Source organism: Tibeticola sediminis (assembly GCF_003843835.1).
Classification (GTDB): Bacteria; Pseudomonadota; Gammaproteobacteria; order Burkholderiales; family Burkholderiaceae_C; genus Tibeticola; species Tibeticola sediminis.
The window spans coordinates 132745-155993 of record NZ_RKQL01000005.1 but is presented as its reverse complement, the minus strand read 5'-3'; the positions used below and the strand labels follow the sequence as shown (position 1 = coordinate 155993).

19 protein-coding genes are annotated in these 23249 nt (G+C 67.8%); 12 read left to right on the top strand and 7 right to left on the bottom strand.

Features of this window, described 5'->3' with window-relative positions:
* Nucleotides 1–100 precede the first annotated feature (100 nt).
* Nucleotides 101–715, bottom strand: coding sequence for a Crp/Fnr family transcriptional regulator (locus tag EDC62_RS10780; RefSeq protein WP_245968846.1), 615 nt, complete (start codon nucleotides 713–715; stop codon nucleotides 101–103).
* Between the two features lie 228 nt (nucleotides 716–943).
* On the opposite strand from EDC62_RS10780, the gene EDC62_RS10775 reads away from it, so the two are divergent.
* Entirely contained in the window at nucleotides 944–1969 is a 1026-nt protein-coding gene (locus tag EDC62_RS10775) for a PAS domain-containing protein (RefSeq protein WP_124223557.1), read from the top strand.
* Nucleotides 1970–2018: 49 nt separating this feature from the next.
* Here EDC62_RS10775 and EDC62_RS10770 read toward each other — a convergent pair whose 3' ends face one another.
* Nucleotides 2019–3677, bottom strand: a complete 1659-nt coding sequence (locus EDC62_RS10770) for a bifunctional aminoglycoside phosphotransferase/ATP-binding protein (RefSeq protein ID WP_124223555.1) — start codon at nucleotides 3675–3677, stop codon at nucleotides 2019–2021.
* A gap of 100 nt (nucleotides 3678–3777) precedes the next feature.
* Here EDC62_RS10770 and EDC62_RS10765 point away from each other — a divergent pair, with 100 nt between their 5' ends.
* Nucleotides 3778–5268, top strand: coding sequence for a carboxypeptidase M32 (locus tag EDC62_RS10765; protein WP_124223552.1), 1491 nt, complete (start codon nucleotides 3778–3780; stop codon nucleotides 5266–5268).
* Between the two features lie 21 nt (nucleotides 5269–5289).
* On the opposite strand, the gene EDC62_RS10760 is transcribed toward EDC62_RS10765, so the two are convergent.
* On the bottom strand, nucleotides 5290–6528 hold the full coding sequence (locus tag EDC62_RS10760; protein WP_124223550.1) for a urate hydroxylase PuuD: 1239 nt from the start codon (nucleotides 6526–6528) through the stop codon (nucleotides 5290–5292).
* Nucleotides 6529–6869: 341 nt separating this feature from the next.
* Nucleotides 6870–7691 (bottom strand): xanthine dehydrogenase accessory protein XdhC, encoded by an 822-nt coding sequence (gene xdhC, locus EDC62_RS10755; RefSeq protein WP_245968845.1) that lies wholly within the window; start codon nucleotides 7689–7691, stop codon nucleotides 6870–6872.
* A 101-nt stretch (nucleotides 7692–7792) separates the two neighbouring features.
* Here xdhC and EDC62_RS10750 point away from each other — a divergent pair, with 101 nt between their 5' ends.
* The 6 genes from EDC62_RS10750 (at nucleotide 7793) to cls (ending at nucleotide 14075) form a co-directional block, all read left to right on the top strand.
* Nucleotides 7793–8326, top strand: coding sequence for a hypothetical protein (locus EDC62_RS10750; RefSeq protein ID WP_245968844.1), 534 nt, complete (start codon nucleotides 7793–7795; stop codon nucleotides 8324–8326).
* Nucleotides 8327–8541: 215 nt separating this feature from the next.
* Nucleotides 8542–9468 carry a YfdX family protein gene (locus EDC62_RS10745; RefSeq protein WP_124223545.1) on the top strand — a complete coding sequence of 309 codons (927 nt, stop codon included), beginning with the start codon at nucleotides 8542–8544 and terminating at the stop codon, nucleotides 9466–9468.
* A 15-nt stretch (nucleotides 9469–9483) separates the two neighbouring features.
* Nucleotides 9484–10095, top strand: coding sequence for an HdeD family acid-resistance protein (locus EDC62_RS10740; protein ID WP_124223543.1), 612 nt, complete (start codon nucleotides 9484–9486; stop codon nucleotides 10093–10095).
* A 117-nt stretch (nucleotides 10096–10212) separates the two neighbouring features.
* Nucleotides 10213–11427, top strand: a complete 1215-nt coding sequence (locus EDC62_RS10735; protein ID WP_124223541.1) for a VLRF1 family aeRF1-type release factor — start codon at nucleotides 10213–10215, stop codon at nucleotides 11425–11427.
* Between the two features lie 36 nt (nucleotides 11428–11463).
* Nucleotides 11464–12558 (top strand): sigma factor-like helix-turn-helix DNA-binding protein, encoded by a 1095-nt coding sequence (locus EDC62_RS10730; RefSeq protein WP_124223539.1) that lies wholly within the window; start codon nucleotides 11464–11466, stop codon nucleotides 12556–12558.
* 47 nt (nucleotides 12559–12605) lie between these two features.
* Nucleotides 12606–14075, top strand: a complete 1470-nt coding sequence (gene cls / locus EDC62_RS10725) for a cardiolipin synthase (RefSeq protein WP_124223536.1) — start codon at nucleotides 12606–12608, stop codon at nucleotides 14073–14075.
* Nucleotides 14076–14078: 3 nt separating this feature from the next.
* On the opposite strand, the gene xdhB is transcribed toward cls, so the two are convergent.
* The 3 genes from xdhB to uraH all read right to left on the bottom strand — a co-directional run bounded on the left by xdhB (nucleotide 14079) and on the right by uraH (nucleotide 18412).
* Nucleotides 14079–16481, bottom strand: coding sequence for a xanthine dehydrogenase molybdopterin binding subunit (gene xdhB, locus EDC62_RS10720; protein ID WP_124223533.1), 2403 nt, complete (start codon nucleotides 16479–16481; stop codon nucleotides 14079–14081).
* The gene (gene xdhA, locus EDC62_RS10715) at nucleotides 16478–17965 is read right to left on the bottom strand and encodes a xanthine dehydrogenase small subunit (RefSeq protein ID WP_124223531.1); all 1488 of its coding nucleotides are present in this window, start codon (nucleotides 17963–17965) and stop codon (nucleotides 16478–16480) included. Before xdhA ends, xdhB begins: the two co-directional genes overlap by 4 nt.
* A gap of 87 nt (nucleotides 17966–18052) precedes the next feature.
* Nucleotides 18053–18412, bottom strand: a complete 360-nt coding sequence (gene uraH, locus EDC62_RS10710) for a hydroxyisourate hydrolase (RefSeq protein ID WP_124223529.1) — start codon at nucleotides 18410–18412, stop codon at nucleotides 18053–18055.
* A gap of 83 nt (nucleotides 18413–18495) precedes the next feature.
* Between uraH and EDC62_RS10705 the strand changes: the two genes are divergently transcribed.
* From EDC62_RS10705 to EDC62_RS10690, 4 genes are read left to right on the top strand one after another with little or no spacing between them, the layout of a single operon-like run.
* Nucleotides 18496–19167 (top strand): GntR family transcriptional regulator, encoded by a 672-nt coding sequence (locus EDC62_RS10705; RefSeq protein ID WP_124223526.1) that lies wholly within the window; start codon nucleotides 18496–18498, stop codon nucleotides 19165–19167.
* Nucleotides 19164–20126, top strand: coding sequence for an allantoinase PuuE (gene puuE, locus EDC62_RS10700; protein WP_124223524.1), 963 nt, complete (start codon nucleotides 19164–19166; stop codon nucleotides 20124–20126). The genes EDC62_RS10705 and puuE overlap by 4 nt, the downstream gene beginning before the upstream one ends.
* 15 nt (nucleotides 20127–20141) lie before the next feature.
* Nucleotides 20142–21932 carry a 2-oxo-4-hydroxy-4-carboxy-5-ureidoimidazoline decarboxylase gene (gene uraD / locus EDC62_RS10695; protein ID WP_124223521.1) on the top strand — a complete coding sequence of 597 codons (1791 nt, stop codon included), beginning with the start codon at nucleotides 20142–20144 and terminating at the stop codon, nucleotides 21930–21932.
* Nucleotides 21929–23242 carry a M20 family metallopeptidase gene (locus EDC62_RS10690; RefSeq protein WP_124223519.1) on the top strand — a complete coding sequence of 438 codons (1314 nt, stop codon included), beginning with the start codon at nucleotides 21929–21931 and terminating at the stop codon, nucleotides 23240–23242. The genes uraD and EDC62_RS10690 overlap by 4 nt, the downstream gene beginning before the upstream one ends.
* Nucleotides 23243–23249 lie beyond the last annotated feature (7 nt).

Below are 23249 nucleotides of genomic sequence, written 5' to 3'. Positions count from 1 at the left end.
GGCTCCTGGGTGGGTGCCGGCCCAGTGTAGAGCGCAGCGACGCTAGGGGCAACGCTGGACCAGTCCTCGCCCGGCGGACGAGAGGGACTGCAGCGTTCGCTCAGACCCCCGCGAGCGAGCGCAAGCCGCTCGGATCGACGAGGTTGAGCACCCGGCCCGAGCCGCTGATGAGGCTGCGTTCGCGCAGATGACGCAGCACGCGCGAAAAGGTCTCCGGGGCGATGCCGAGCTGCTGCGCGATCTGGCGTTTGCGCTCGCGCAGCAGGACGGCGAGGCCGCCGGACTCGGGCAGCGGCTCGGCGTGGCGCAGCAGCCACTCGGCGCAACGGGCTTCGGCGTCTTTGACGAGACGGCTGACCGCCATCTCCGTCTGTTGGCGATGCGCGCGGGCAATGTCGCGCAACACGGTCTGCGCGGCGTCGGGCAGCGTCGCGGTGGCCCGCAGAAAGGCCGCGAGCGGCACGCGCCGAATGACCAATTCGCTTTCAGCCACCGCATCGACCAAATTGGGCAGGCCCAGGACCGCCGAGGATGCATCGAGCCAAAACGGCCCTTGCACCGCGCCGAGCACATGCGGCATCTCCGAACCGTCGAGCAAACCGAGCGCCACGCGGCCGGACTCGAGGTACGTCACTTCCGCCAAGGGTTGCTGCCGCCGCAGCACGACCTGCCCCGGCGGCAACGACTGCGCCAAGCCAGAAGACTCGAGGGACATCAAAGCAAACATCGTGCGCCGAATGTGCCTGCGCCGCCCCCGCACCGCCTTGAGACAAATCAAACCGCACGCGGCTTTTCACCGCGTCGTCGCTGCTGTGCTCGAGGACTTTGGATTTGGTCGGACCAGGCCTTGCCGATTAAACTGGACACCGAAGATCACTTGAAGATCACTTGATCTCGTCCCCTGCTCGCTGGATTCCTCGCGCGCCTGAGCCGCCTTCCAATCATGAAGCCCGGAACCGAACTGCCCCCGCATTTGCAGCTGATGGAGCGCCCGATCCACCCCTGGCGTTGGGGGGTCTCGGCGGGCCTGGGGCAGGGCTTGCTCGGCGCCGCCGTGGCGACCGTGCCCGACGCCTGGCCCAGTCCGTACACGCTGGACCTGGCCGCCGTGGGTCTTCCGGACCTGCCGTCGGCAGCCTGGGTGCTCAGCTTCAGCCTGATTGCCGGGGCGATCGGCTGGCAGTTGGGTCGCCGACAGCGTCAACACCAACTCGGGGGCGAGCGCATGGTGCGACGGCTCTTCGAGGTGATCGATCTGCTGCCCGATTCGGCGGCCGTGCGGGACGCCCAGGGCCGCTATGTTTTGTGGAACCGCGCGGCCGAGCAGCGTTATGGGCTGCGGGCCGCGCACGCGTATGGCCACCGCCCGCAGGAGTTGTTCCCCCCGGCCTTCGTGGCGGCCCTTGCGGCAATCGAGCAGCGGGCGATCGAGACCCATGAGAGTGTCGAGGAACGGGTCGATGTGCCTGCCGTGTATGGACGACCGACCAGCCGAGCCTGGGTGCGCATGTCGCCGATCTATTACTCCAGCGAACCCAAACGGCTGCGGGGCATCGTCTCGGTCGTGACCGACATTACCGAGCAAGAGCAGCGCGACGCGGCGGCACGCGCCGAACACGCCAAGCTGGAAATGGCGCTGGAAGCCAGCCATGCCGGCATTTGGAGCGTAGACGTCGAAACCAGCTCGGCCCGCTACGACCTGGCCTACGCGCGCTTGCTGCATTGGGAGGGTGACCTCGAGACCTTCCATCAGGAGTTCGACTTCCGCAAGCGCCTGCACCCCGAAGACCGCGACACCATCCTCGCCGCCGAGGCCGCCAGCATGAAGGGGGGCCTGCCCTTTGCGCATGATTACCGCATCCTTTGCATGGACGGCAAGTACCGCGCTTTCAGCGCCCGCGGCCGCCCTCTGGTGGACGCCGACGGCCGAATGCGCTTCATCGGCATCGTGATCGAAGCGACGGCGTAGGGAAAGCCGCATCTTTTCGATCCTTTTTTGATAGCAAACCAAGACCGAATCACGCCGGCGTTCCGCCGTTTTTCCTGAGAACTTGTGTTGCGGGAGCCTCCGCAGCCCGCCCGGCCCCGTTGCGCGTCCAGTCGGCCATGAGGCGCGAGACAGCCGCGTCGAGGGCGGCCTCGTCACCGCGGTTGTCGATCTCATGCACCCATGGCGCCCAGTCCGCAGGCCAGGGTTCGGCCACCCCTTGCTGCCCGTCCAACACCGCTTCGGTCGCGTCGGACGGATCGGCGCCGTGCTGCGCCCGAGCCACCAGCCGCGCGCGCAGCACCGGAACGCTGGCCCAGCAATGCACCAGCGCGAAGGCCGCGCCGCGCCGATCCGCCGCCGTCTGGGCCGCGGCGCGTTCGTGCTGGCGCAAAAAAGCGGCGTCGAGCACGACGGAATGCCCCGCCTGCAGCAGCGCGTCCGCTAGGCTCAGCAGCCGCGCGTAGGTGGCGGCGGTCGCCTCCGCGCCATAGAGCCGCTGGGCCAGCAGCGACCCCGGCGCGGCGCGCTCGGTCGGTGCCAAGCCCATCAGCCGCTTGCGCTCGACGTCCGAGCGCAGCCGCAGCGCGCCCAGCCGCTCACTCAGGCGCGCGGCCACCGCCGACTTGCCCGAGCCCGACAGACCCGTCATGACCACGAGCCGGGGCCTCGGCGGCGGTGCCGCTAGGGTCGCAGCCAACGCGAAATACCGATCGAACGCCGCGCCTTCCCCGGCCAGCGCCGCCACTTTGGCGCGCACCAAGGCGCGGTAGGCGGCAAACGGCCGCAAGGCCGGCAGGCCCAGCCATTCGTCCATGCCCTCGGCCCAGGCGTTGATGAAGCGCCAGGCGTGACCGTCGAGCCCATGCGCGAGCAAGTCCATGAACGTGAACGCGACATCGCAGACCAAGTCGATGCAGCGCAGCGCGGGCTCGAACTCCAGCGCGTCGAACGCCATCACCGAGCCCTGCCAGCGCACCAAATTGCCCAGATGCAAATCCCCATGCCCCTCGCGCAGATGACCGGCCTGGGCGCGTGCTTCGAGCGCAGGCGCCAGCGCCGCGAACGCCGCCCCGAGCCGCTCGCGCAGCGCCTGCAAGCCGTCCACACTCGAGCAAGTGCCGCAAGCGCCCGAAGCAGCCATCGCCTCGAGCTCGTCGATCGTCTCGCGCGCCCAATCCCACGGCTGCTTGCGCGGCCACTGCGACTCGGGCAACGGCTCCAGACTGCGGTGAAAGCCCACCAGATGCGCCGCCAGCGCGTCCACCAGATCGGGCCCGAGCGCGCCGCGTCGCGCCAGCGCGCGCAGTTCCTCCCCCGCGTCGAAACGCCGCATTTCGACCACGGTGTCGAGCCGCGCGCCCGGGCCGTCGATTTCGGGCGCCTGCAAGGTCCCCGTGACCGCGCGCACGCCGAGATAGAGCGGCGCGGCCGTGCGGCGGTTGAGGCGCCACTCCTCGGCGCAGAAATGCGCGCGGCGCTCGGCCGTGCTGCAGTCGATGAAGGCGAGGCGCACCGGCTTCTTGAGCTTCCAGGCGCGGTCCGCACTCAGCAGCACACTCGAAATCGGCGTCTGCACCACGCTGTCGGCGCCAAGCCGCGTGCGCAAAGACGCGACCAGCAACTCGTGGTCGGCCAGCGTCAGCTCGGGCGCGGGGTGCAGGCCAGAGGTAGCAGCAGTTGTCGGCATTGGGTAAGGATAAAGGCAAGGCTGATGCAGCGCCGAACAAGTCCCCCGCGCGCCGCATCCCCCGGCCGTCGGCGCCTTCGCCCCATGCCAGAATGGCGCGATGACCCACCCCGCCTATGCCGCGCTCAGCGCCACCTTCACCCGCCTCTACCGCCTCGGACATCTCTCGGCCATTGCCGGCTGGGACCAAGCGACGATGATGCCGCCCAAAGGCAACGCCGCGCGCGGCGCGGCACTCGCCGAGCTGCAGGTGCTCATGCACCAGACGCTGACCGACCCCAAGCTGCGGTCGGCGCTGGACGCCGCGCAGACGGAGGCGCTCGATGCGTTCGAGCAGGCAAGCCTGCGCGAAATGCGTCGGGCCTGGGATGCGGCCAATTCTCTGCCCGAGTCCCTGGTCGAAGCGCAAAGCCTCGCCACGTCCAAAGCCGAGCACGCCTGGCGCACCCAGCGCCCGGCCAACGACTGGGCGGGTTTTCTCGAGAACTGGGGCCCGGTCGTCGCGCTCGCGCGGCAGGAAGCGCAATTGCTCTCGCAGGCGCGCGGGATCAGCCCGTATGACGCGCTGATGGACAAGTACGAGCCCGGCATGCGCAGCGCCGACATCGAGCGCCTGTTCGCCGAGATCAAAACCTGGCTGCCCGGGCTCATCCGCGCCGTGCGCGAGCGCCAGGCCAACGAGCCAGCCCGGGTGCCGCAAGGGCCGTTTCCGGTCGAGCGCCAACGCGCACTCGGGCTCGCCGTCATGCAGCGGCTCGGCTTTGACTTCGAAGGCGGGCGGCTCGATGTCTCCACCCACCCGTTTTGCGGCGGCGTGCCCGAGGACGTGCGCGTGACCACGCGCTACACCGAGGACGACTTCACCCGCAGCCTCATGGGCATCATCCACGAGACCGGCCATGCCCGCTACGAGCAGAACCTGCCGCGCGCCTGGGTGCACCTGCCGGTGGGCCAAGCGCGTTCGATGGGCATCCACGAAAGTCAAAGCCTCGCGTTCGAGATGCAACTGGGCCGGCACCCGGGTTTCCTCGCGCATCTGGCGCCGCTGCTGCGCGAGCACCTGGGCGCGCAGCCCGCACTCGAGCCCGAGAACCTCGCGCGACTCTACACGCGCGTCGAGCCCGGCCTGATCCGCGTCGACGCCGACGAGCTGACCTACCCCGCGCACATCATCCTGCGCTTCGAGATCGAGCGCGCACTGATCGACGGCGAAATCGAAGCCGCCGACGTGCCCGCGCTCTGGGACGAAAAGATGCGTGCTTACCTCGACCTCGACACCCGCGGCAACTTCCGCGACGGTTGCATGCAAGACATCCACTGGCCGCTCGGCGCGTTTGGCTACTTCCCAAGCTACACCCTGGGCGCACTGTACGCAGCGCAGTGGTTTGCCGCCATGCGGCGTGAGACGCCCGAGCTCGACCGCCAAATCGCCGCCGGAGAACTCCAAACCGTGTTCGACTGGCTGCACACCCACATCTGGAGCCAGGCCAGCCTGTGGCCGACCGAAACACTGGTGCGCCGCGCCACCGACGAAGCGCTCAACCCGGCGCATTTCCGCGCGCATCTCGAGCAACGCTACCTGCACGCCTGAACGTACCGCGAGTCCGCCGCTTCAGCGCGCCTCAGCCCACTCCTGAATCAGCGCGCGCTCGGCCTCGGTGATGCCGGTCGCGTTGTTGAGCGGCATTTGGCGCAGCACCACCACCTGCTGGTAGATGGCCTGGGCCTGCGCGCGGATGGCGGGCTCCGAATCGAGCCGGATGTTCTTGAACTGCAGATCCGCGCCGTGGCAGTTCGTGCACCGCTGGGTGATGATGGCCTGCACCACCGGAAAGCTGTCTTTGGAACTTTTTCCCGTTGATACCGGCGTGGAATGATCGGTTGTTGCTATCTTTTTAGGATTTTCCTGCGGCAGCACGCGCAAGCCCACGATCACCGCGACGATGATCACCACGCCTGCCGCCGCCCACGGCCAGGGGTGCGCCGCGCGTCCGTGCCGCCAGCCGTGGCGCTGCACGAAAAACTGCCGGATCAGCGCACCCGAGAGCATCATCAGGATCAGGATCAGCCAGTTCCAGCGGTGGGTGTAGAGGAAGGCGTAGTGGTTGCTCAGCATCGCAAAGATCACCGGCAGCGTGAAATAGGTGTTGTGCACGCTGCGCTGCTTGCCGCGCTTGCCATGGACCGCTAGGTCCGCCGCCTTGTACGGCGCGCCCGAGGTCATCGCCGCCACCACCTTGCGTTGACCTGGAATGATCCAGAAGAACACATTGGCGCTCATGGCCGTGGCCAGCATCGCGCCCACCAGCAAAAACGCCGCACGGCCCGCGAACCACTGGCACGCAAGCCAGGACGCAAACGCCACCACGATCAACACCAACACACCGACGATGCGCTCGCCGTTTTCGCGAAAGCCAAACCACCGGCAGATTCGGTCGTAGATCAGCCAGAACGCCACCAGAAAGCCCAGCGCCGCCGCCACCGCTGCGCCCGCGCTCCAATCCATCAGCGATTTGTCGACCAGAAAGGTGCCCGCGTTCCAGAGATAGAGCACGGTGAACAGCGCAAAACCCGACAGCCAGGTCGAATAGCTCTCCCAATAAAACCAGTGCAGTTCGGTGTGGATCTTCTTCGGTGCCACCATGTACTTCTGCGGGTTATAAAAGCCCCCGCCATGCACCGCCCACATCGCCCCGTCCACGCCTTTTTCGAGCAGGTCGGGCGACTTCGGTTTGACCAGGTTGTTGTCGAGAAAAACGAAGTAGAACGACGAGCCGATCCAGGCAATCGCCGTGATCACATGCAGCCAGCGCAGCAGCAGATTGGCCCAGTCGAGCAGATAGGCTTCCATCAACGGACTCCGGGCGGCTCACCACTGCGGGCGCTGTGAACCACCAAACGGTCGCGCACGAAGCCAGACGGGCTCTCGGCCCGCACCCCGACATCCGCACCGCTGCGACCTGTGCACGTAAGTGTATACAAAGAGGGATCCATCGGAAACCGACGGAAACGACGTCCGTCCCGACCGGCTCAGAGGCTGAGAGGGAATTGGGCGTGCCCGAAGGGGCGCCCCAAAACGCGCCCGAGTAGGCGCAAAGCACAGCCGTAGCTCGGGCTACGGCGCGCATTTGCAACGCCCTCTGGCGTGTTTGGGGGCGTCAAAGCGGGCATGACCAATTCCCTCTCAGCCTCTCAGCGGGTTTGCAACAACTGCGCCACCACGCCCGCGGCAATCACCGCCGGCTCCTTGCCCAGGATGCCCGGCACACCGATCGGGCAGCGCACCTGGGCGATCTCCTCAGCCGAAAAGCCACGCCCCTCGAGCCGGTGGCGAAACGCCGCCCATTTGCTCTTGCTGCCGATGAGGCCAACGAACGGCAGGTCACCGCGCACGCGCTGGCGCCGCAAGCAGCGCGCGACCACGTCCAAATCCTCGGCATGGCTGAAACTCATGATGAGCACGCGGCTGCCGGGTGCGATCGAATCGACCGCCGCCTGCACCGGCTCCGAATGCTCGGCGCGCACGTTCGGCGGCAGCTCCGGGGGGAAAATCCCCTCGCGGCTGTCGATCCAATGCACCGCCACCGGCAAGGGCGCGCACGCCTGCACGATCGCCCGCCCGACATGGCCGCCGCCAAACAGCGCCACCGGCAGGGTGGCCGGCGTCAAACGCTGCATCAACCGCTGCCGGGCCGCAGCGTCGAGCCCCTGCAAACGCTCAAACCGCAGTTGCACCACGCCGCCGCAACACTGCCCGAGGCTGGGCCCGAGCGCCACGCGCCGCTCCAGCGTCTGCGCCGAATCGGCAGACTCGCTCGCCGAGAGCATCTGGCGCGCCTGCGCAATCGCATCAAACTCCAAATGCCCGCCGCCGATCGTTCCGCGCACCGCCTGCGCCGACACCACCATCCAGGCCCCCGCCTCGCGCGGTGCGGAGCCTTGCGTGGCCACCACCTCGACCAGCACCGCAGGCTCCTGCGCCCAGCGCTCGAAAACTTCCGTCAACGCGTTCACCACTGATTACCTTTCGACTCGGCCCGAGCGCCGCTCCGGTTGCACAATTACCGCTGACCCAGTATGCCGAGCCCAGCTTTTCTGAACTTCTTCTTCGGACCATGCCCCAAACGCTTTTGATGACGACACCCCGCAGCGCCCGCGGCCTGCGTGCCCTGGCTGCCACCGCGCTGACCCTGCTGGCCGCGGCCTGCACCACCCCGCCGTCGCCACCGCCCGCTGCCCCCTCGGCGCCCCCGTCTACGCCCACCGCGCCCCCTGCGCCGGCCGCTGCTGCACCCGCCGGCGTGGCTGCGTCGCAGGCACGCAGCCCCCGTGAGTATCGACGCGATGCGGCCGCGCACCTCTACCGGCTCAACACCGATCGCATCTATATCGGCCGCCTGCCGCCGATGCTCTACGCCATCGGCACCGTGCAAGTCGAGGTCGACCGGCGCGGCCAGGTTCAGGGCATCCACTGGATGCGCGCTCCGACCCACGCCCCCGAAGTCGTCGCGGAAATCGAACGCACGATCCGCGCCGCCGCCCCCTTCCCCGTCCCCGAGCGGCTCGGCAAAGTCACCTACACCGACACTTGGCTCTGGCACAAGACCGGTCGCTTCCAGCTCGACACCCTGACCGAAGGGCAAGACTGAACCGCCCCCTGCGGCGTCGGCCACGGCGCGACGCCCCCTGCCGCACGAGCACGCCCCCGCACCCCCTGGAGGCGCGGGGGCTTGAAACCCATCGTCCCCATCCCAAGCTGACCGTCGACGCTGCCCGATTTTCGGGCACTTGGTTTTGCGCGGCAGCCTGTTGCCGCCGCTGCATTGGCGTCGTCTCAACAACAGCAACAACGGAAGGATCGACGATGAAAACCTCACTCAAAACCCTCAAACCCAGCCACCTCGCGCTCGCGGCTGCGCTGGCCTTTGGCGGCGCCTCGGCCTATGCAGCCGATGCGGCACCCGCCGCCACCAAGCCGGTGCCCGGCGCCAACGCCAATGTGCAAGCCCAGACGCGCAAGCAGACCGACACCTTGATTCAGGAAGCCGTCACGGCCCTGCGCGAGACCGAATCGGCGCTGCAACTGCTCGAACAAGGCAAGAAGAAGGAAGCACTCGAGGCCATGGCCCGTGCTACCGGCAAGCTTGAAATCATCGTCGCGCGCGACGCCAAACTCGCGCTCGCCCCCGTCGACGTCGTCGTGCGGGCGCATGAATTCCTCGGCACGGCCAAAGACATCGAGCGGGTCGTCAAGGAAGCCAAATCGGCACTCGGCGACCAGCGGGTGCAGGACGCCCGCCGCTTGCTCGAGCCGCTGGCGAGCGAAATCACGATCGAGGTCGTGAACCTGCCGATGGCCACCTACCCGGCTGCCATCAAAGAGGCCGCCCGTCTGACCGAGAAGGACCAAATCGCCGAGGCGAAAAAGCTGCTGGCCACGACACTGAACACCTTGGTGGTGCAGCAAACCGCCATCCCGATCCCGCTGCTGCATGTCGAGGATGCGCTCAAGGAGGCGGAGCAACTGGCCCAAAAGGCGAGCCGCACGGCCGATGAAGAGAAAAAACTCGCCGACCTACTGCGCTTCAGCAGTGAAGAGGTGGCCCGTGCCGCCGCGCTCGGCTACGGCAGCAAGGACGAGCACAAAACCTTCCAGAAAGAGATCAAGGAACTGCGCAAGAAGACCGAAGGCGGCAAGTCCGGCAGCGGCTGGTTCGAAGGCGTGAAGGCTTCGCTCGCCAAGCTGTTCAAGTCCAGCCAAAACGGCAAAGCCAACGCCACCCAACCTTGATCGAGGAGCCCCATCATGACGGACAACCTCGTGAAAACGCCCGACAACGGCGTCACCCGGATCGCCTTCGTCTCCCTGATCCAGACGAACTGGAAGTGGCTGGCGCTGCGGGGCGTGCTGGCTCTGCTGTTTGGTGCCATTGCGCTGTGGTCGCCGCTGGCGGCCGTCTACGCGCTGACCTTCGTCTTTGGTGCTTATGCGTTCGCCGACGGTGTGCTGTCGGTGGGCCTGGGCATCCACCACGCGCGCCAGAAGACCGACCAATGGTGGTCCTGGGTGCTGCGTGGGGTGCTTGGCATCTTCGCTGGCATCGTGGTGCTCGTCGTGCCCTGGGCGGCGGCCATGACGCTGGTCGTCTTCAACTGGGTGCTGCTGTCGCTGTGGGCGATCGCCACCGGCGTCTTCGAATTTTCTGCCGGCCGTCGCCTGCAGCGCGAAGGCGGCCGAGGCTGGATCCTGATGCTCAGCGGCGCCATCAGCGTCGCCTTTGGCGCTGCGGTTCCGGTCGTGCTGACCTTGAACCCCGCTGCCGGCATGGTGACCATGGGCCTGATGATGGGCGTGCAAGCCCTGATCACGGGCGCCCTGTTGCTGGCTTTGGCGCTCCAACTGCGCAAGAGCGCCTGAGCGCCCGGCAAACCCGAACGCAGGGCTGAGCGTTCCCCCACCGGTTCGGGGCGACCGACTCAGCCTTGCGTCGACCCGACGCTTCCGAAACCAACCCTAGAGAATGAGAAACACAACATGACCGAACTCGATTCATTGACCCAAGACCTGCAGTCCGCGTTTGGCGACGCAGGAGCCCCTGTTTTGTCCATTTATGCGGACATCAACCCCGCACGCCCCGAAAACGCGGGCCGCGCGTGGGCCAAGCGCATCAAAAACGCCCTCAAGGACCTGCCCGAAATCCGCGACGCTCACGGCAAGCGCGACACGCCGCTGTATGACGAAGTCCTGGCGCTCATCGACGAGGAACGTCCGGCTGCACGCACGCTGGCGCTGTTTGCGACCCGCGGCTTGCACGGCCGTCTGGTCGTGCGCCGCATCGACCTGCAGGTGGATCTGCCGGTGGTCGACCTGGCCCAGGGGCGCGTGGAAGCGCGCTGGGGCGAGCCGTATCTGACGCCCATCTTCTTCGCCGCGGACGAATACGAGCGTGGCGGTGTGCTCCATCTCGAAGGCGCGAAGTGGCGCTTTTATGAGCTGTTCCTGGGCGAGCTGCGTGAAGACACCGCCGTCTTTGCCGACATCAGCGCCGACGAATGGCGCGAGCTCAAAGACCTGGCCGAGCGCATCGAAAACGCCGCAGCGCTGCGCCGTGCGCACACGGGTGGCAGCTTCGACAAGCTCTCGCCGAAAGAGCGCGAAGCCGCGAAAGTCAGCACCTGGATGCACAAGCTCTACACGCGCCTCGCCCAGGCGCTCGACAAGACGGTCGACCGCTTGGGTGTCGAGCGCCTCGTCCTCATGGGCGAACCGTGGCAGGTGTCGCATTTCGAGGGTTACCTCAGCCGCGGCCTGCGCAACCGGGTGGTCGCCCGCGTGCCCCAGCCCGGCAACGCATCGAACCCGACACCGGCCGACTTGCTCGAACGTGTGACGCCGGCCCTCGAAGCGGCCGAACGTCAGGCCGAATTGGCGCTGCTGGAACGCATCAAGGAGCAGCCGGGCGTCTGGGGTCTGGACCCCGTGCTCGACGCGCTGCAACTGGGGCGTGTGGAAACGCTGGTGCTGCCCTGGGCGCTGGATGCGCGCATCTGGCGCTGCCCTGAGGGCGCTGTGGGCGGCACGGCAGAAATGGCCAAACTCTTTTGCGACCAGCCGCAGGAAGTGGCTTTGCGCGACCATGTCTGGCAGCTCGCGCGCGACTTTGGCGCGCGGCTTGAGTTCGTTCGCGGTGAGGCCGAAGCCCGAGTGCTGCGCGACTTCCAGGGTGCGGCAGCGTCGTTGCGCTGGTAAGCTCGGCGGCGATCATCCGACGGATTCAAACCACACATGAACATCAAACTCCATTACGAAGGCACCTCGGCGCAGGATGCGCCGGGCTGGGCCCAGGCCCTCGAAACCCAGATGTCCAAGCAGCTCCAGCCGCTGCTGGTCAAGCACGGTGCTGAGGACAGCGTGCTGCACGCGACGCTGGGCAAGCTCAAGCGGGGCGGCAAGGCTTTTACCGTGCGGCTGCACATGCACCTGCCGGGCAAGAAGATCATCGCTGCGAGCGCCGAGGGCGCTGAGCCGGTCGTCGCGAGCGAAGCCGCGATGGCGCGCCTGTTCCGCGAAGCCAAGAAGCACTTTGAGCTCTTGCGCGGCCAGGATCAGTACAAGCGCAAGGCGCGCCGCGAGCGGCTGCATGCGCTCAAGGAACAGATCGCGGCGATGCCCGAAACCGTGGCGACGCAGGCGCAGCAGGGCATCGATGCGCTGCTGCAACGCCTCGAAGCAGTGGCACGCCGTGAACTTGCCTACTTGCGCGCCGTCGGCGACCTGCCCTCGGACTACCCGACCGTGCGCGATGTCGTCGACGAGGCCGCCGCCGCGACCAAAGCCGCGTGGCAGCCCGGTGCGGACTCAGACGCGGTCTATCGGCAACTGCTGAAAAACCTCTTCAAGGCCATCGACCGCGAGGTCGCCGCGAGCCGCCCATACGGCGAGGCCGTTTCGCTCGACGCTCCGGTGCCAACGGACGCTCAGGACGACGCCGAATCGATGGTCGAAGAAGAACTCTACGAGTACTACCAACCCGACGATACGCTCAGCGTCGCCGATGTGCTGCCGGAGACGGTCGAGGCTGCTGCCGAGAGCACCGAGCAGCCTGCCGCCGCAGAGCGGGCTGGCGAACAAGCCTACGTGGTCGATGTGCTCAAAGACCTGCCGGTGGCGTGGCGCCGCGCCTTGCTGCTCGCCGAACTCGACGCGCTGGCCCATGCCGCCATTGCCGAAGTGCTCGACACCACCGAGCGCAGCGTGGCGAGCTGGATCGAACTGGCGCAGAGCTTCATCGAGGCGCGCCTCGGCGACGCGGGCATTGCTCGGCCCAGCGGCGAAGGCCGGGTGCGGCTGACGGTGTGGTTGCATGGCGGCGGTCGCTGAGCCGCTGACACGCTGACCGGTCGGCTCCAGCGGACACACGGCCGACCATGCCTGTCCTCGGCAACGATGCCTGGACCCTGGGCGCCCTGGTGGCTTCGGCCATCGTGGCGCCCTTCTTTATGGGCCACGCGCTGCTGCACAAGCGCGAGCCGCGCTCGGCCACGCTGTGGCTGCTCGTGATCGCCGCGCTGCCGCTGGCGGGCTCGGTGCTCTATCTTTTGTTTGGGGTCAATCGCATCGAGCGACGCGCACGGCGTCTGCGGGCCTCGGTGCACCGCGCCGCTGCGGCAGCCCCCGCACAGGCCGGTGGTGACGCCCCGCCTCCGGTTCCGCCCACGTTCCAGGGCTTGGCGCACCTGGTCGAGTCGGCCACCGGCTTGCCACTCACAGCCGGCAATGCGGTCGAGCCGCTGCACGGCGGTGCGATGGCCTACCCCGAGATGCTGCGAGCCATCGACGAGGCGCGCCACAGCATCGCACTGGCCAGCTACATCTTTGACGGCCAAGGCATCGGCAGCGCCTTCGTCGACGCGCTCGTTCGCGCGCACCGTCGGGGCGTGGCCGTGCGCGTCCTGATCGACGACGTGAATGTCCGGCTTTCCCGCCAGACCGCCTACCGCGCGCTGGCCCGCGAGCGCGTGCCCGTCGCCTCGTTCAACCCCCCGATCGTTCCCGCCCGGCTGCATGCGGTTCAGTTGCGCAACCACCGCAAGTTGCTGCTGGTCGATGGGCGTGTGGGCTTCACGGGTGGCATGAACATCCATGCGCCCTACTGGTCGCCGGCCGCGCCCCAAGCTGCCTTCCGGGACCTGCACTTCCGCATCGAAGGGCCGGTGCTGGAGCACTTGATGCTGACCTTCACGCGCGACTGGTTCGACAGCGCCGACGAATGGCTCGGGTCCTCCTTCTGGCGCAGCGGGTCAGGCTGCCCTGCAGCGTGGCCCGCGGGCGACCGTGACCGCCGCAGCAGCGCCCTCGCACGCGGCATCGAAGCTGGCCCCGACGACACCATCGATCGTCTGCTTTGGACCTGGTCCGGTGCACTCGCGAGCGCACAACACAGCGTGCGCATTCGAACGCCTTATTTCGTGCCCGAAACCACTTTGCTCACCGCCCTCTCCACCGCCGCCTTGCGCGGCGTGGAGGTGGACCTGATCGTGCCGCAACGCTGCGACCATGCCTTCGTCGGATGGGCCAGCCGCGCCAGCTACGCCCAGGTGCTCGAACATGGCGTGCGCGTCTTTGAGCGGCCGGGCCCTTTCGACCACACGAAGCTCATGCTCGTCGACCGCCAATGGGTCAGCCTCGGCTCGGCCAACTGGGACGCGCGCAGCCTGCGGCTCAATTTCGAATTCAACCTCGAGGTCTACGATGCCGCGCTCGCGGCCCGGCTCGAAGGCGATTTCTTCGAACGCCGGGCCGAATCGCACCCGGTCACGCTGGCCCATTGGCACGCCCGGCCTTTGGCGGCGCGGCTGCGGGACCACGCAGCCCGACTGTTCACGCCGATTCTCTGAGCCTCACTCCAAGGCGGAACGCACCCGCTCGCAGGCGAGCAAGATGCGCTCGGGCGTGGCCGGCGCGTCGAGGTCGACGCGCACGCGGTGCCCACCGACGGCGGCCACGGCATCGCGCAAGGCAAAGAAGGTCGACAGCGCCAGCATCAACGGCGGCTCACCGACCGCCTTGCTGCGGTAGGGCGTGGGTTTGATGTTCTCGCCCTCGAACAGCGACACCTTGAAATGCTCGGGCACGTCGCCGGCCACCGGAATCTTGTAGGTGCTGGGCCCGTGCGTGAGCAGCCGGCCGCGGCCCAAGCCCGCGGCGTCGCCTTTGAGGGACCAGATGCACTCTTCCATCGTGAGCCACCCCATGCCTTGCACGAACGCCCCTTCGATCTGGCCGCGGTCGATGGCCGGGTTGATGCTGCGGCCCACGTCATGCACGATGTCCACCGCGCGCAACCACCATTCGCCGGTCCGGGTGTCGATTTCCACCTCGCTCACCGCCGCGCCGTAGCAGTAGTAGTAGAAGGCCTTGCCTTGCAGGGTGTTGAAGTCGTAGGCAATCTCGGGCGTGCGGTAAAAGCCCGTGCACGACAGCCCCACGCGATCGAGCCAGGCCTGCTTGACCACCGAAGCCCAGCTCAGCCGAGTTTCTGAGTCTTTTTGGCGGTATGCCGGCGTCAAATGGACTTCGCCCGCTCTGAATTCGATAGCATCCGGCGGCAGGTCGAGCATGCGCGCGGCCACACCCGCGAGCCGCGCGCGCAGCTGCGCACAGGCGTCCATGATGGCCGCGCCATTCATGTCCGCGCCGCTCGACGCCGCGGTGGCGCTGGCGTTGGGCACCTTTTGCGTGTCGCTCGCCGTCACGCGCACCAGTTCCACGGGAATGCCCAGCGCGTCGGCCGCCACCTGCGCCATTTTGGTATTGAGGCCCTGCCCCATCTCCGTGCCGCCGTGGTTCACGCTGACGGTGCCGTCCTGGTAGACATGCACCAGCGCGCCCGCCTGGTTGAGCATGGTCGCCGTGAATGAAATGCCGAATTTGAGCGGCACGAGGGCGAGGCCCCGTTTGCGGGTGCGGCTCTGGGCGTTGAACGCGGCGACGCGCGCGCGCCGCTCGGGGTAGCCGGATTCGGCCTCGAGCTGGTCGATCACGCGGTCACCGATCCAGTCCTCGATGCGCTGCCCATACGGCGTGGTCAGACTCAGCGCATCGCCCGAGACCGCCGGGTCGCGGTAGAGGTTGACGCGACGCACCTCGAGCGGGTCCTTGCCGAGCGCCTGCGCGATTTCCTCGATCACCGTCTCGATGCCAAACATGCCTTGCGGGCCGCCAAAGCCGCGAAACGCCGTGGCCGATTGCATGTGCGTCTTGCAGCGGTGGCTCACCACGCGCAGATGCGGCAGGTGATAGCAGTTGTCGATGTGCAGCACCGCGCGGTCGTTGACTGGGCCGGAAAAGTCGGTGGAGTAGCCGCAGCGCGACGCGAGCGTCACATCGAGCGCGAGAATCCGGCCCGTGTCGTCGAAACCCACGTCATAGTCAATGCGGAAGTCGTGCCGCTTGCCGGTGATGGTCATGTCGTCATCGCGATTGACCCGCAGCTTCACCGGCCGCTTCAAATGCCAGGCGGCGAGCGCCGCGCTCTGGCTGAAGATGCTCGACTGGCCTTCCTTACCCCCGAACGCTCCACCCATGCGGCGGCAGATCACTTCCACGTCGTGCGTCCCGAGGTTCAGCGCTGCCGCGGCCTCGCGCTGGTTGCCGTCGGGGTGCTGGGTGGACACATAGAGCGTGAGCTGCCCATCTTCGCGCGGCACGGCGTAGGCAATCTGCCCTTCCAGGTAGAACTGCTCCTGCTGCCCGCAATGCGTGCGGCCGCTGAGCCGGTGCGGCGCGCGCTCGAGCATCGCCGCGGGCTCGCCGCGCGTGATGCCCTTGGGCGGCAGGATGAAGCTCTGCGCGGCCATCGCCTCGTCGATGGTCAGGATCGCCGGCCGCTCGCGCACCGCGACCTTCGCGTTTCTCGCCGCCTCGCGGGCGTAGACCATCTCGCGCGCCACCACGATGGCCACCGGCTGCCCCAGGTACTGCACCACGCCATCGGCCAGAAACGGGTCGTCATGGACGATCGGGCCACAGTTGTTCTCGCCCGGGATGTCGCGCGCGGTGTAGACCGCGACCACGCCATGCTCGGCCATCAAGGCGGCGCGGTCGATGCCCTCGCCGATCAGCTCGCCATGCGCCACGGGCGAGAGCACCAGCGCCGCGTACAGCGTGCCGCGCAGCTCGGGCAGGTCGTCGGTGTAAGCCGCCTCGCCCGTCACATGGAGCCGGGCGGATTCGTGCGGCAGCTCGCGGCCCTGCACGGGCGCGAGCGACATCAAGGTTTCGGGCAAGGCAGGCGCGTTCATCGGGCAGTCTCCTCGACGCCAGCGGCGTCCTCAACGAATTGCAGCACCAGATTGCGCGCCAGCAGCGCGCGGTAGTGCCAGCTCGCGCGCAAGCCGTCACGGGGCGTAAAGCCAGCCGCCACGGCGGCGTCGAGCTCGGCCGCCGTCACATCGGCCGGCGCGCGGCCTTCGAGCACCGCCTCGATCAGCGGCACCCGGCAGGGCGCGGGCGCAAGCCCATTACAGGCCACGCGCACGTCCGCGAACCGCCCCTCCACGAGCCGGTAGCGCAGTGCAAACAGCGTCGCCGAAATATCCTGCTCGAAACGCTTGCTGACCTTGTGCGCGCGAAACACCTCGCCCGCGCGCGGCCGCGGCACCACCACCGCCTCGATGAACTCGCCGCTTTCGAGCACGGTGCGCTTTTGCCCCGTGTAAAACTGCGTCAGCGGCAGCCGCCGCGTCTGGCGCCCCCGACGCAGCAGCAGCGTCGCGTCGAGCGCCATCAGGCAGGGCATGGAATCCCCAATCGGCGAGCCGTTCGCAATATTGCCCGCCAGCGTCGCGGTGGAGCGAATCGGCGGCGAGCCAAAGCGACGCAGCACCTCCGCGAAATCCGGGTAGGCGTCGGCCAACAGCGTCTGGACCTCCGCGAGCGGCACCGCTGCGCCAATCTGCCAGGCCTCGGGCGTGGTCTGCACCCGACGCAGTTCCGCCACATGGCCCAGGTACGCGATGCGCGCGGGCCGCAAAAACGCTTTGTTGACCTTGAGGCCGATTTCCGTGCTACCCGCCAGCAAGGTCGCATCCGGGTTCTTCACCAAATAGTCCGCCAGTTCCTCGACGGTCGCGGGTGCCACGAACTCGCTGCCTTTTTTCGTTCGCAACACCGGCTGCACGACGATCTCGCCCTCGAGGCTGTAGGTCGGCTCGGTCGCGCGGCGGATCTGCTGCAGCAAAGGCAGATCGGCCGCGTCGTCGATGCGCAGCGCCTCGGCCGGTGCCTGCGCCGCTTGCAACGCCGCGTCCACGATCGGGCGGTACCCCGTGCAGCGGCACAGATTGCCACTGAGCGCATCGTTCACCTCCGCACGGCCCGGCTGCGCCACCGACTGCAGCAAGCCCGCCAAACTCATCACGATGCCCGGCGTGCAAAACCCGCATTGCGAACCGTGGCAGGCCACCATGGCCTCCTGTACCGGGTGCAAACGACCGTCCGCCCCTTGCAAACTCTCCACCGTCTTGAGCGATTTGCCATCGAGCGTGGGCAGCAGCTGCAGGCAACTGTTGACCGGCGCGTAGCGCACCCGCTGGCCATCCTCGGTCAGTTCGCCCACCAGCACCACGCAGGCTCCGCAGTCGCCTTCGGCGCAACCCTCTTTGGTTCCGGTGCGGTGCAGGTGCTCGCGCAGGTAATCCAGCACCGTCGTCGTGCGGCGCACGCCCCGGGCTTCGACGATGCGGCCGTCCAGCACGAAGCGGACGGTATTGGTGACTTCTGGCATGGGGCGTTGGGGGCGGTGAGACAAAGTACTGATTCTATGCAGCCGACCTTATGACGGCCATATAAAAAAAGAATGGCGATCGCCGCGTCAGGAGCCGCGATAAGTCGCGTAACTCCACGGGCTCACCAGCAGCGGCACGTGGTAATGCTGATCCGGGTCGGCCACGCCAAAATCCAGCGTCACCACGTCGAGAAAGGGCGGTTCGGGCAAAGCCACGCCGCGTGCGCGGAAATAGTCCGCCACGGAAAAGCACAGCCGGTAGGTACCCCGGTGGAAGCTGGCGCTGTCCAGCACGGGGCCGTCGGGATTGCGCCCGTCCGCATTGAGCACGATGCGGCGCAACAGCCGCGGCAGCGCGCCGTCCGCGTCGGTGGCATACAGGGCCACGGCCATGCCGGCGGCCGGCGTTCCGTGCATGGTGTCCAAAACATGCGTGCTCAGTCCCATGAAAGCCTCCGGCGGGCATATCCCAGACAAAATCGTCGACTGAAGTGTATGCACTTTCGGGTGCGCGCTCTAGAATCCCCCGCATGGACACATCCACCGCCACCCGCAGCATCGTCGATGCCCTGACCCGCGCCATCATCGAACACCGCTTATTGCCCGGTGCCAAGCTGGCCGAGCAGGCATTGGCCGACCACTTCGGCGTATCCCGCACCCTGGTACGCCAAGCCTTGTTCCAGCTCGCGCAAAAGCGCCTGGTGCGCATGCTGCCCGCGCGCGGCGCCTTCGTCGCCTCCCCCTCGGCCGAAGAGGCCCGGCAGGTGTTTGCGGTGCGCCGGCTGCTGGAAGTGGGCATGGCGCGCAGCCTCGCGCGCGAGGCCACCCCGGAAAAGCTTGCCGCGCTGCGCGAGCACATGGCGCTCGAGCGCGCAGCCGTCGCTGCGGGGAATGTGTCCGAGCGCACCACCTTGCTCGGGGACTTTCATGTGCGCATGGCCGAACTGCTGGGCAACCGGGTGCTCGCCGAAATGCTCAGCGACCTGCTCTCGCGCTGCGCCCTCATCACGTTGATATACCAGAGCCGCGACGCCGCCGCCCACTCCAGCGACGAACACCTCGAATTGGTCGAAGCCCTCGCCGCCGGCGACGAGGAGCGCGCCGCGCGGCTCATGGCCGAGCACCTCGACCATGTCGAGGCCAGCCTCACCTACGACCGCCCCGTGCCCACGCACGACATCGCCCAGGCCCTCTCGTCATGACGCACGCCCTCTACGACACCACCGCTCCCTACCCGCGCGACCTGGTCGGCTACGGCCGCAACCCGCCGCACGCGCGCTGGCCCGGGGGTGCGCGGATCGCGGTGCAGTTCGTGCTCAACTACGAGGAAGGGGGCGAGAACTGCGTGCTGCATGGTGATGCTGCAAGCGAGCAGTTCCTATCCGAAATGTTCAACCCCGCGGCCTACCCGGATCGCCACCTCAGCATGGAGGGCATCTATGAATACGGCTCGCGCATGGGGGTGTGGCGGCTGCTGCGCGAATTCGAGCGCCGCGGCCTGCCGCTGACCGTCTTTGGCGTGGCCAGCGCACTGCAGCGCCACCCCGAGGTCACGGCCGCCTTGACCGAACTCGGCCACGAGATCGCCTGCCACGGCCTCAAGTGGATTCACTATCAAAACGTGCCCGAGGAAGTCGAGCGCGCCCATCTGCGCGAGGCCATCGCGATTCTGGAGCGGCTCACCGGTCAGCGCCCGCTGGGCTGGTACACCGGCCGTGACAGCCCCAATACCCGTCGGCTCGTGGTCGATGAAGGCGGCTTTGTCTACGACAGCGACTACTACGGCGACGATCTGCCCGTGTGGATGAAGGTGCGCCGCAGCGACGGCGCGGTGGTGCCCCACCTCGTCGTCCCCTACACCCTCGACGCGAACGACATGCGCTTCGCACTGCCCCAGGGCTTTGCGCAGGCCGAGGACTTCTACGTTTATCTGCGCGACAGCTTCGACGCGCTCTACGCCGAGGGCGACCCTGACGGACTCGACCGCCCGAAGATGCTCAGCATCGGCATGCACTGCCGACTGCTCGGACGGCCCGGGCGCATCGTGGCGCTGCAGCGCTTCCTCGACCACATCGAGCGCCACGACCGTGTCTGGGTGTGCCGGCGCATCGACATCGCGCGCCACTGGCGCGAACACCACCCCTGCCCCGCCATCGACTGAGAGGCTGACCCCGCCATGCCCCTGACGCTCGACACCCTCAATGAGGCCAGCGCGGCCGACGCCGTGGCCCTGCTCGACGGCATTTACGAACACAGTCCCTGGGTGGCCGAGGCCGCCCTGAGGCAACGGCCTTTTCGTACCCTGGCCCAACTGAAATACGCGCTGGCTCAGGCCGTGGCGACGGCTCCCCAGGAGCGGCAACTCGCGCTGCTGCGCGCCCACCCCGAACTCGCGGGCAAGGCGATGGTGCAGCGCACCCTGACCCCAACCTCCACCGGCGAGCAACAGACCGCGGGCCTCACCGCCTGCACGCCCGAAGAGTTCGAGCGGCTGCAAACACTCAACGCCCAATACAACACCCGCTTTGGCTGGCCCTTCATCCTCGCGGTGCGCGGGCCGCGCGGCACGGGCCTCAACCGCGCGCAGATCATCGCGAGCTTCGAACGCCGCTTGCGCAACCCGCCGGCCGTCGAATTCGCCGAGTGCCTGCGCCAAGTCCACCGCATCGCCGAGCTCCGGCTCAACGAGCGGTTTGGCTACACCCCGGCCCGCGGCAACCTGGTCTGGGACTGGCTGGAGCGGCTGGCCCGTCACAGCGACCCGGGCTACGCCGAACGCGGCGAGCTGACCGTCACCTACCTCACCGAAGCGCACCGCGCCTGCGCCGCCGAGATTGCCGAGCACATGCGCGCCAACGGCTTCGACGAGGTGGCTATCGACGCAGTGGGTAACGTCGTCGGCCGCTACCACCCGGCCGGTGGTGCGACCAGCGCGCGCTACCTGCTCACGGGTTCGCACTACGACACGGTCCGTCACGCGGGCAAGTACGACGGGCGGCTGGGCATCTTCGTCCCCATGGCCTGTGTACGCGAACTGGCCGCTGCGGGCCGGCGGCTGCCGTTCGGCATCGAACTGGTTGCCTTTGCCGAGGAAGAAGGCCAGCGTTTCAAGGCGACCTTCCTCGGCTCGGGCGCGCTGGTGGGCGACTTCCGGCCCGAGTGGCTCGAGCAACGCGACGCCGACGGCGTCAGCCTGCGTGCGGCGATGCTGCAGGCCGGCCTCGACCCCTCGGCCATTCCGGCGCTGCGCCGCGATCCGCGGCACTACCTCGGCTTCGTCGAAGTCCACATCGAACAAGGCCCGGTGCTCCACACACTGAACCTGCCGCTGGGCGTGGTTCGCTCGATCAACGGCAGCGTGCGTTTCGAGGGTGCGTTCATCGGCGTTGCCGCGCATGCAGGCACCACCCCCATGGACCAACGGCACGATGCGGCCGTCGCCGCAGCCGAGCTGGTACTGGCGGTGCAGGCGCGCGCCCGGGCCGATGGCGACTCTGTCGGCACCGTGGGACGGCTCGAAGTGCCCAACGGCTCGGTGAACGTGATTCCGGGCCGCTGCCGCTTCACGCTGGACCTGCGCGCGCCCACCGACCCGCAGCGCGATGCCCTGATTGCCGACGTGCTCGGCAGCCTGGCCGACATCAGCGCCCGGCATGGTGTCGAGCACACGCTGGAGGAGACGATGCGCGCCGCCGCGGCGCCCAGCGACCCCGCTTGGCAAGCCCGCTGGGAGGCAGCCGTGGCGGCGCTCGGCCTACCCGTTCACCGTATGCCCAGTGGCGCCGGCCACGACGCCATGAAGCTCCACCAAATCCTGCCTCAAGCCATGTTGTTCGTGCGCGGCGAGAACGGCGGCATCAGCCACAACCCGCTCGAATCCACCACCAGCGACGACATGGAGTTGGCCGTCGCTGCGTTTGAGCACCTTCTGAACCAACTCGCCGGCGACCCCGACGTCCAGACATGAATGATTACGAAGCTCTCGGCCGCTGGATCGACGCCCACTTCGACGAAGAGGTGCGCTTCCTGCAAGAACTCATCCGCGTGCCGACCGACACGCCGCCCGGCAACAACGCGCCGCATGCCGAGCGCACCGCAGAACTGCTCGAAGGCATGGGTCTGCGGCCCGAGCGCCATCCGGTGCCCGCCGAGGAGGTGCGTGCGCACGGGCTGGAGTCCATCACCAACCTGATCGTGCGCCGACGCTACAGCGACGAAGGTCCGGTGATCGCGCTCAATGCGCACGGGGACGTGGTGCCGCCGGGCGAGGGCTGGACGCACGACCCCTACGGCGGCGACATCGAGGACGGCAAGATCTATGGCCGCGCCGCGGCCGTGAGCAAAGGCGACTTTGCCACCTATACGTTCGCGCTGCGCGCGCTCGAAGCGCTGGGCAAGCCGCTGCGCGGCGGGGTGGAACTGCACTTCACCTACGACGAGGAGTTCGGCGGCGAGTTCGGCCCGGGCTGGCTGCTGAGCCAGGGCCTGACCCGGCCGGACCTGTTGATCGCCGCGGGCTTCAGCTACCAAGTGGTGGTGGCGCACAACGGCTGCCTGCAGCTCGAGGTGACGGTGCAGGGCGAGATGAGCCACGCCGCCATTCCGGACAGCGGCACCGATGCGCTGCAGGGCGCCGTGCACATCATGCAAGCGCTCTATGCGCTCAACCGCGACTACCTCGGCATGTGCTCAAGCGTCGAAGGCATCACGCACCCCTACCTCAACATCGGGCGCATCGAAGGCGGCACGAACACCAACGTCGTACCGGGCAAGGTGGTATTCAAACTCGACCGCCGCATGATCCCCGAGGAAGACCCCGCGCAGGTCGAAGCCTCGCTGCGGGACACCATCGCGGCCGCTGCCGCGCGCTTTGCCCCGCCGCGCGGTGGTCGTGCACTGCGCGTGGACGTGCGCCGCATCCTGCTCGCGCGTGCGATGGTGCCCCTGCCCGGCAACCGCGTGCTCGTCGAGCCGCTGCAGCGCCACGCGCAAGCCCTGTTCGGCGAACCGATCCCCGCGGTGGGCACGCCGCTCTACACCGATGTACGGCTCTATGTCGAGCGCGGCATCCCTGGCGTGATCTACGGCGCCGGGCCGCGCACGGTGCTCGAGTCGCACGCCAAGCGCGCCGACGAGCGCCTCGAGCTCGAAGACTTGCGCCGTGCCACCCAGGTGGTCGCCCGCACCCTGCGCGACCTGCTCGCGCCCAACTGCCGTGAAAGCTGTGGTGACCCGCGCAGCAGGAATCCGGCTCGGCGGTGGGGATACAGTATCTAGAAAACCC

Bases quoted from the DNA above. Each gene is read 5' to 3' on its own strand.
- EDC62_RS10760 (WP_124223550.1), bottom strand. From the start codon at position 6,528: ATGGAAGCCTATCTGCTCGACTGGGCCAATCTGCTGCTGCGCTGGCTG.
- EDC62_RS10745 (WP_124223545.1), top strand. From the start codon at position 8,542: ATGAAAACCTCACTCAAAACCCTCAAACCCAGCCACCTCGCGCTCGCG.
- EDC62_RS10770 (WP_124223555.1), bottom strand. From the start codon at position 3,677: ATGCCGACAACTGCTGCTACCTCTGGCCTGCACCCCGCGCCCGAGCTG.
- uraH (WP_124223529.1), bottom strand. From the start codon at position 18,412: ATGGGACTGAGCACGCATGTTTTGGACACCATGCACGGAACGCCGGCC.
- EDC62_RS10730 (WP_124223539.1), top strand. From the start codon at position 11,464: ATGAACATCAAACTCCATTACGAAGGCACCTCGGCGCAGGATGCGCCG.
- EDC62_RS10735 (WP_124223541.1), top strand. From the start codon at position 10,213: ATGACCGAACTCGATTCATTGACCCAAGACCTGCAGTCCGCGTTTGGC.
- xdhA (WP_124223531.1), bottom strand. From the start codon at position 17,965: ATGCCAGAAGTCACCAATACCGTCCGCTTCGTGCTGGACGGCCGCATC.
- puuE (WP_124223524.1), top strand. From the start codon at position 19,164: ATGACGCACGCCCTCTACGACACCACCGCTCCCTACCCGCGCGACCTG.
- cls (WP_124223536.1), top strand. From the start codon at position 12,606: ATGCCTGTCCTCGGCAACGATGCCTGGACCCTGGGCGCCCTGGTGGCT.
- EDC62_RS10775 (WP_124223557.1), top strand. From the start codon at position 944: ATGAAGCCCGGAACCGAACTGCCCCCGCATTTGCAGCTGATGGAGCGC.
- uraD (WP_124223521.1), top strand. From the start codon at position 20,142: ATGCCCCTGACGCTCGACACCCTCAATGAGGCCAGCGCGGCCGACGCC.
- xdhB (WP_124223533.1), bottom strand. From the start codon at position 16,481: ATGAACGCGCCTGCCTTGCCCGAAACCTTGATGTCGCTCGCGCCCGTG.
- EDC62_RS10740 (WP_124223543.1), top strand. From the start codon at position 9,484: ATGACGGACAACCTCGTGAAAACGCCCGACAACGGCGTCACCCGGATC.
- EDC62_RS10765 (WP_124223552.1), top strand. From the start codon at position 3,778: ATGACCCACCCCGCCTATGCCGCGCTCAGCGCCACCTTCACCCGCCTC.
- EDC62_RS10705 (WP_124223526.1), top strand. From the start codon at position 18,496: ATGGACACATCCACCGCCACCCGCAGCATCGTCGATGCCCTGACCCGC.
- EDC62_RS10690 (WP_124223519.1), top strand. From the start codon at position 21,929: ATGAATGATTACGAAGCTCTCGGCCGCTGGATCGACGCCCACTTCGAC.
- EDC62_RS10780 (WP_245968846.1), bottom strand. From the start codon at position 715: ATGTCCCTCGAGTCTTCTGGCTTGGCGCAGTCGTTGCCGCCGGGGCAG.
- EDC62_RS10750 (WP_245968844.1), top strand. From the start codon at position 7,793: ATGCCCCAAACGCTTTTGATGACGACACCCCGCAGCGCCCGCGGCCTG.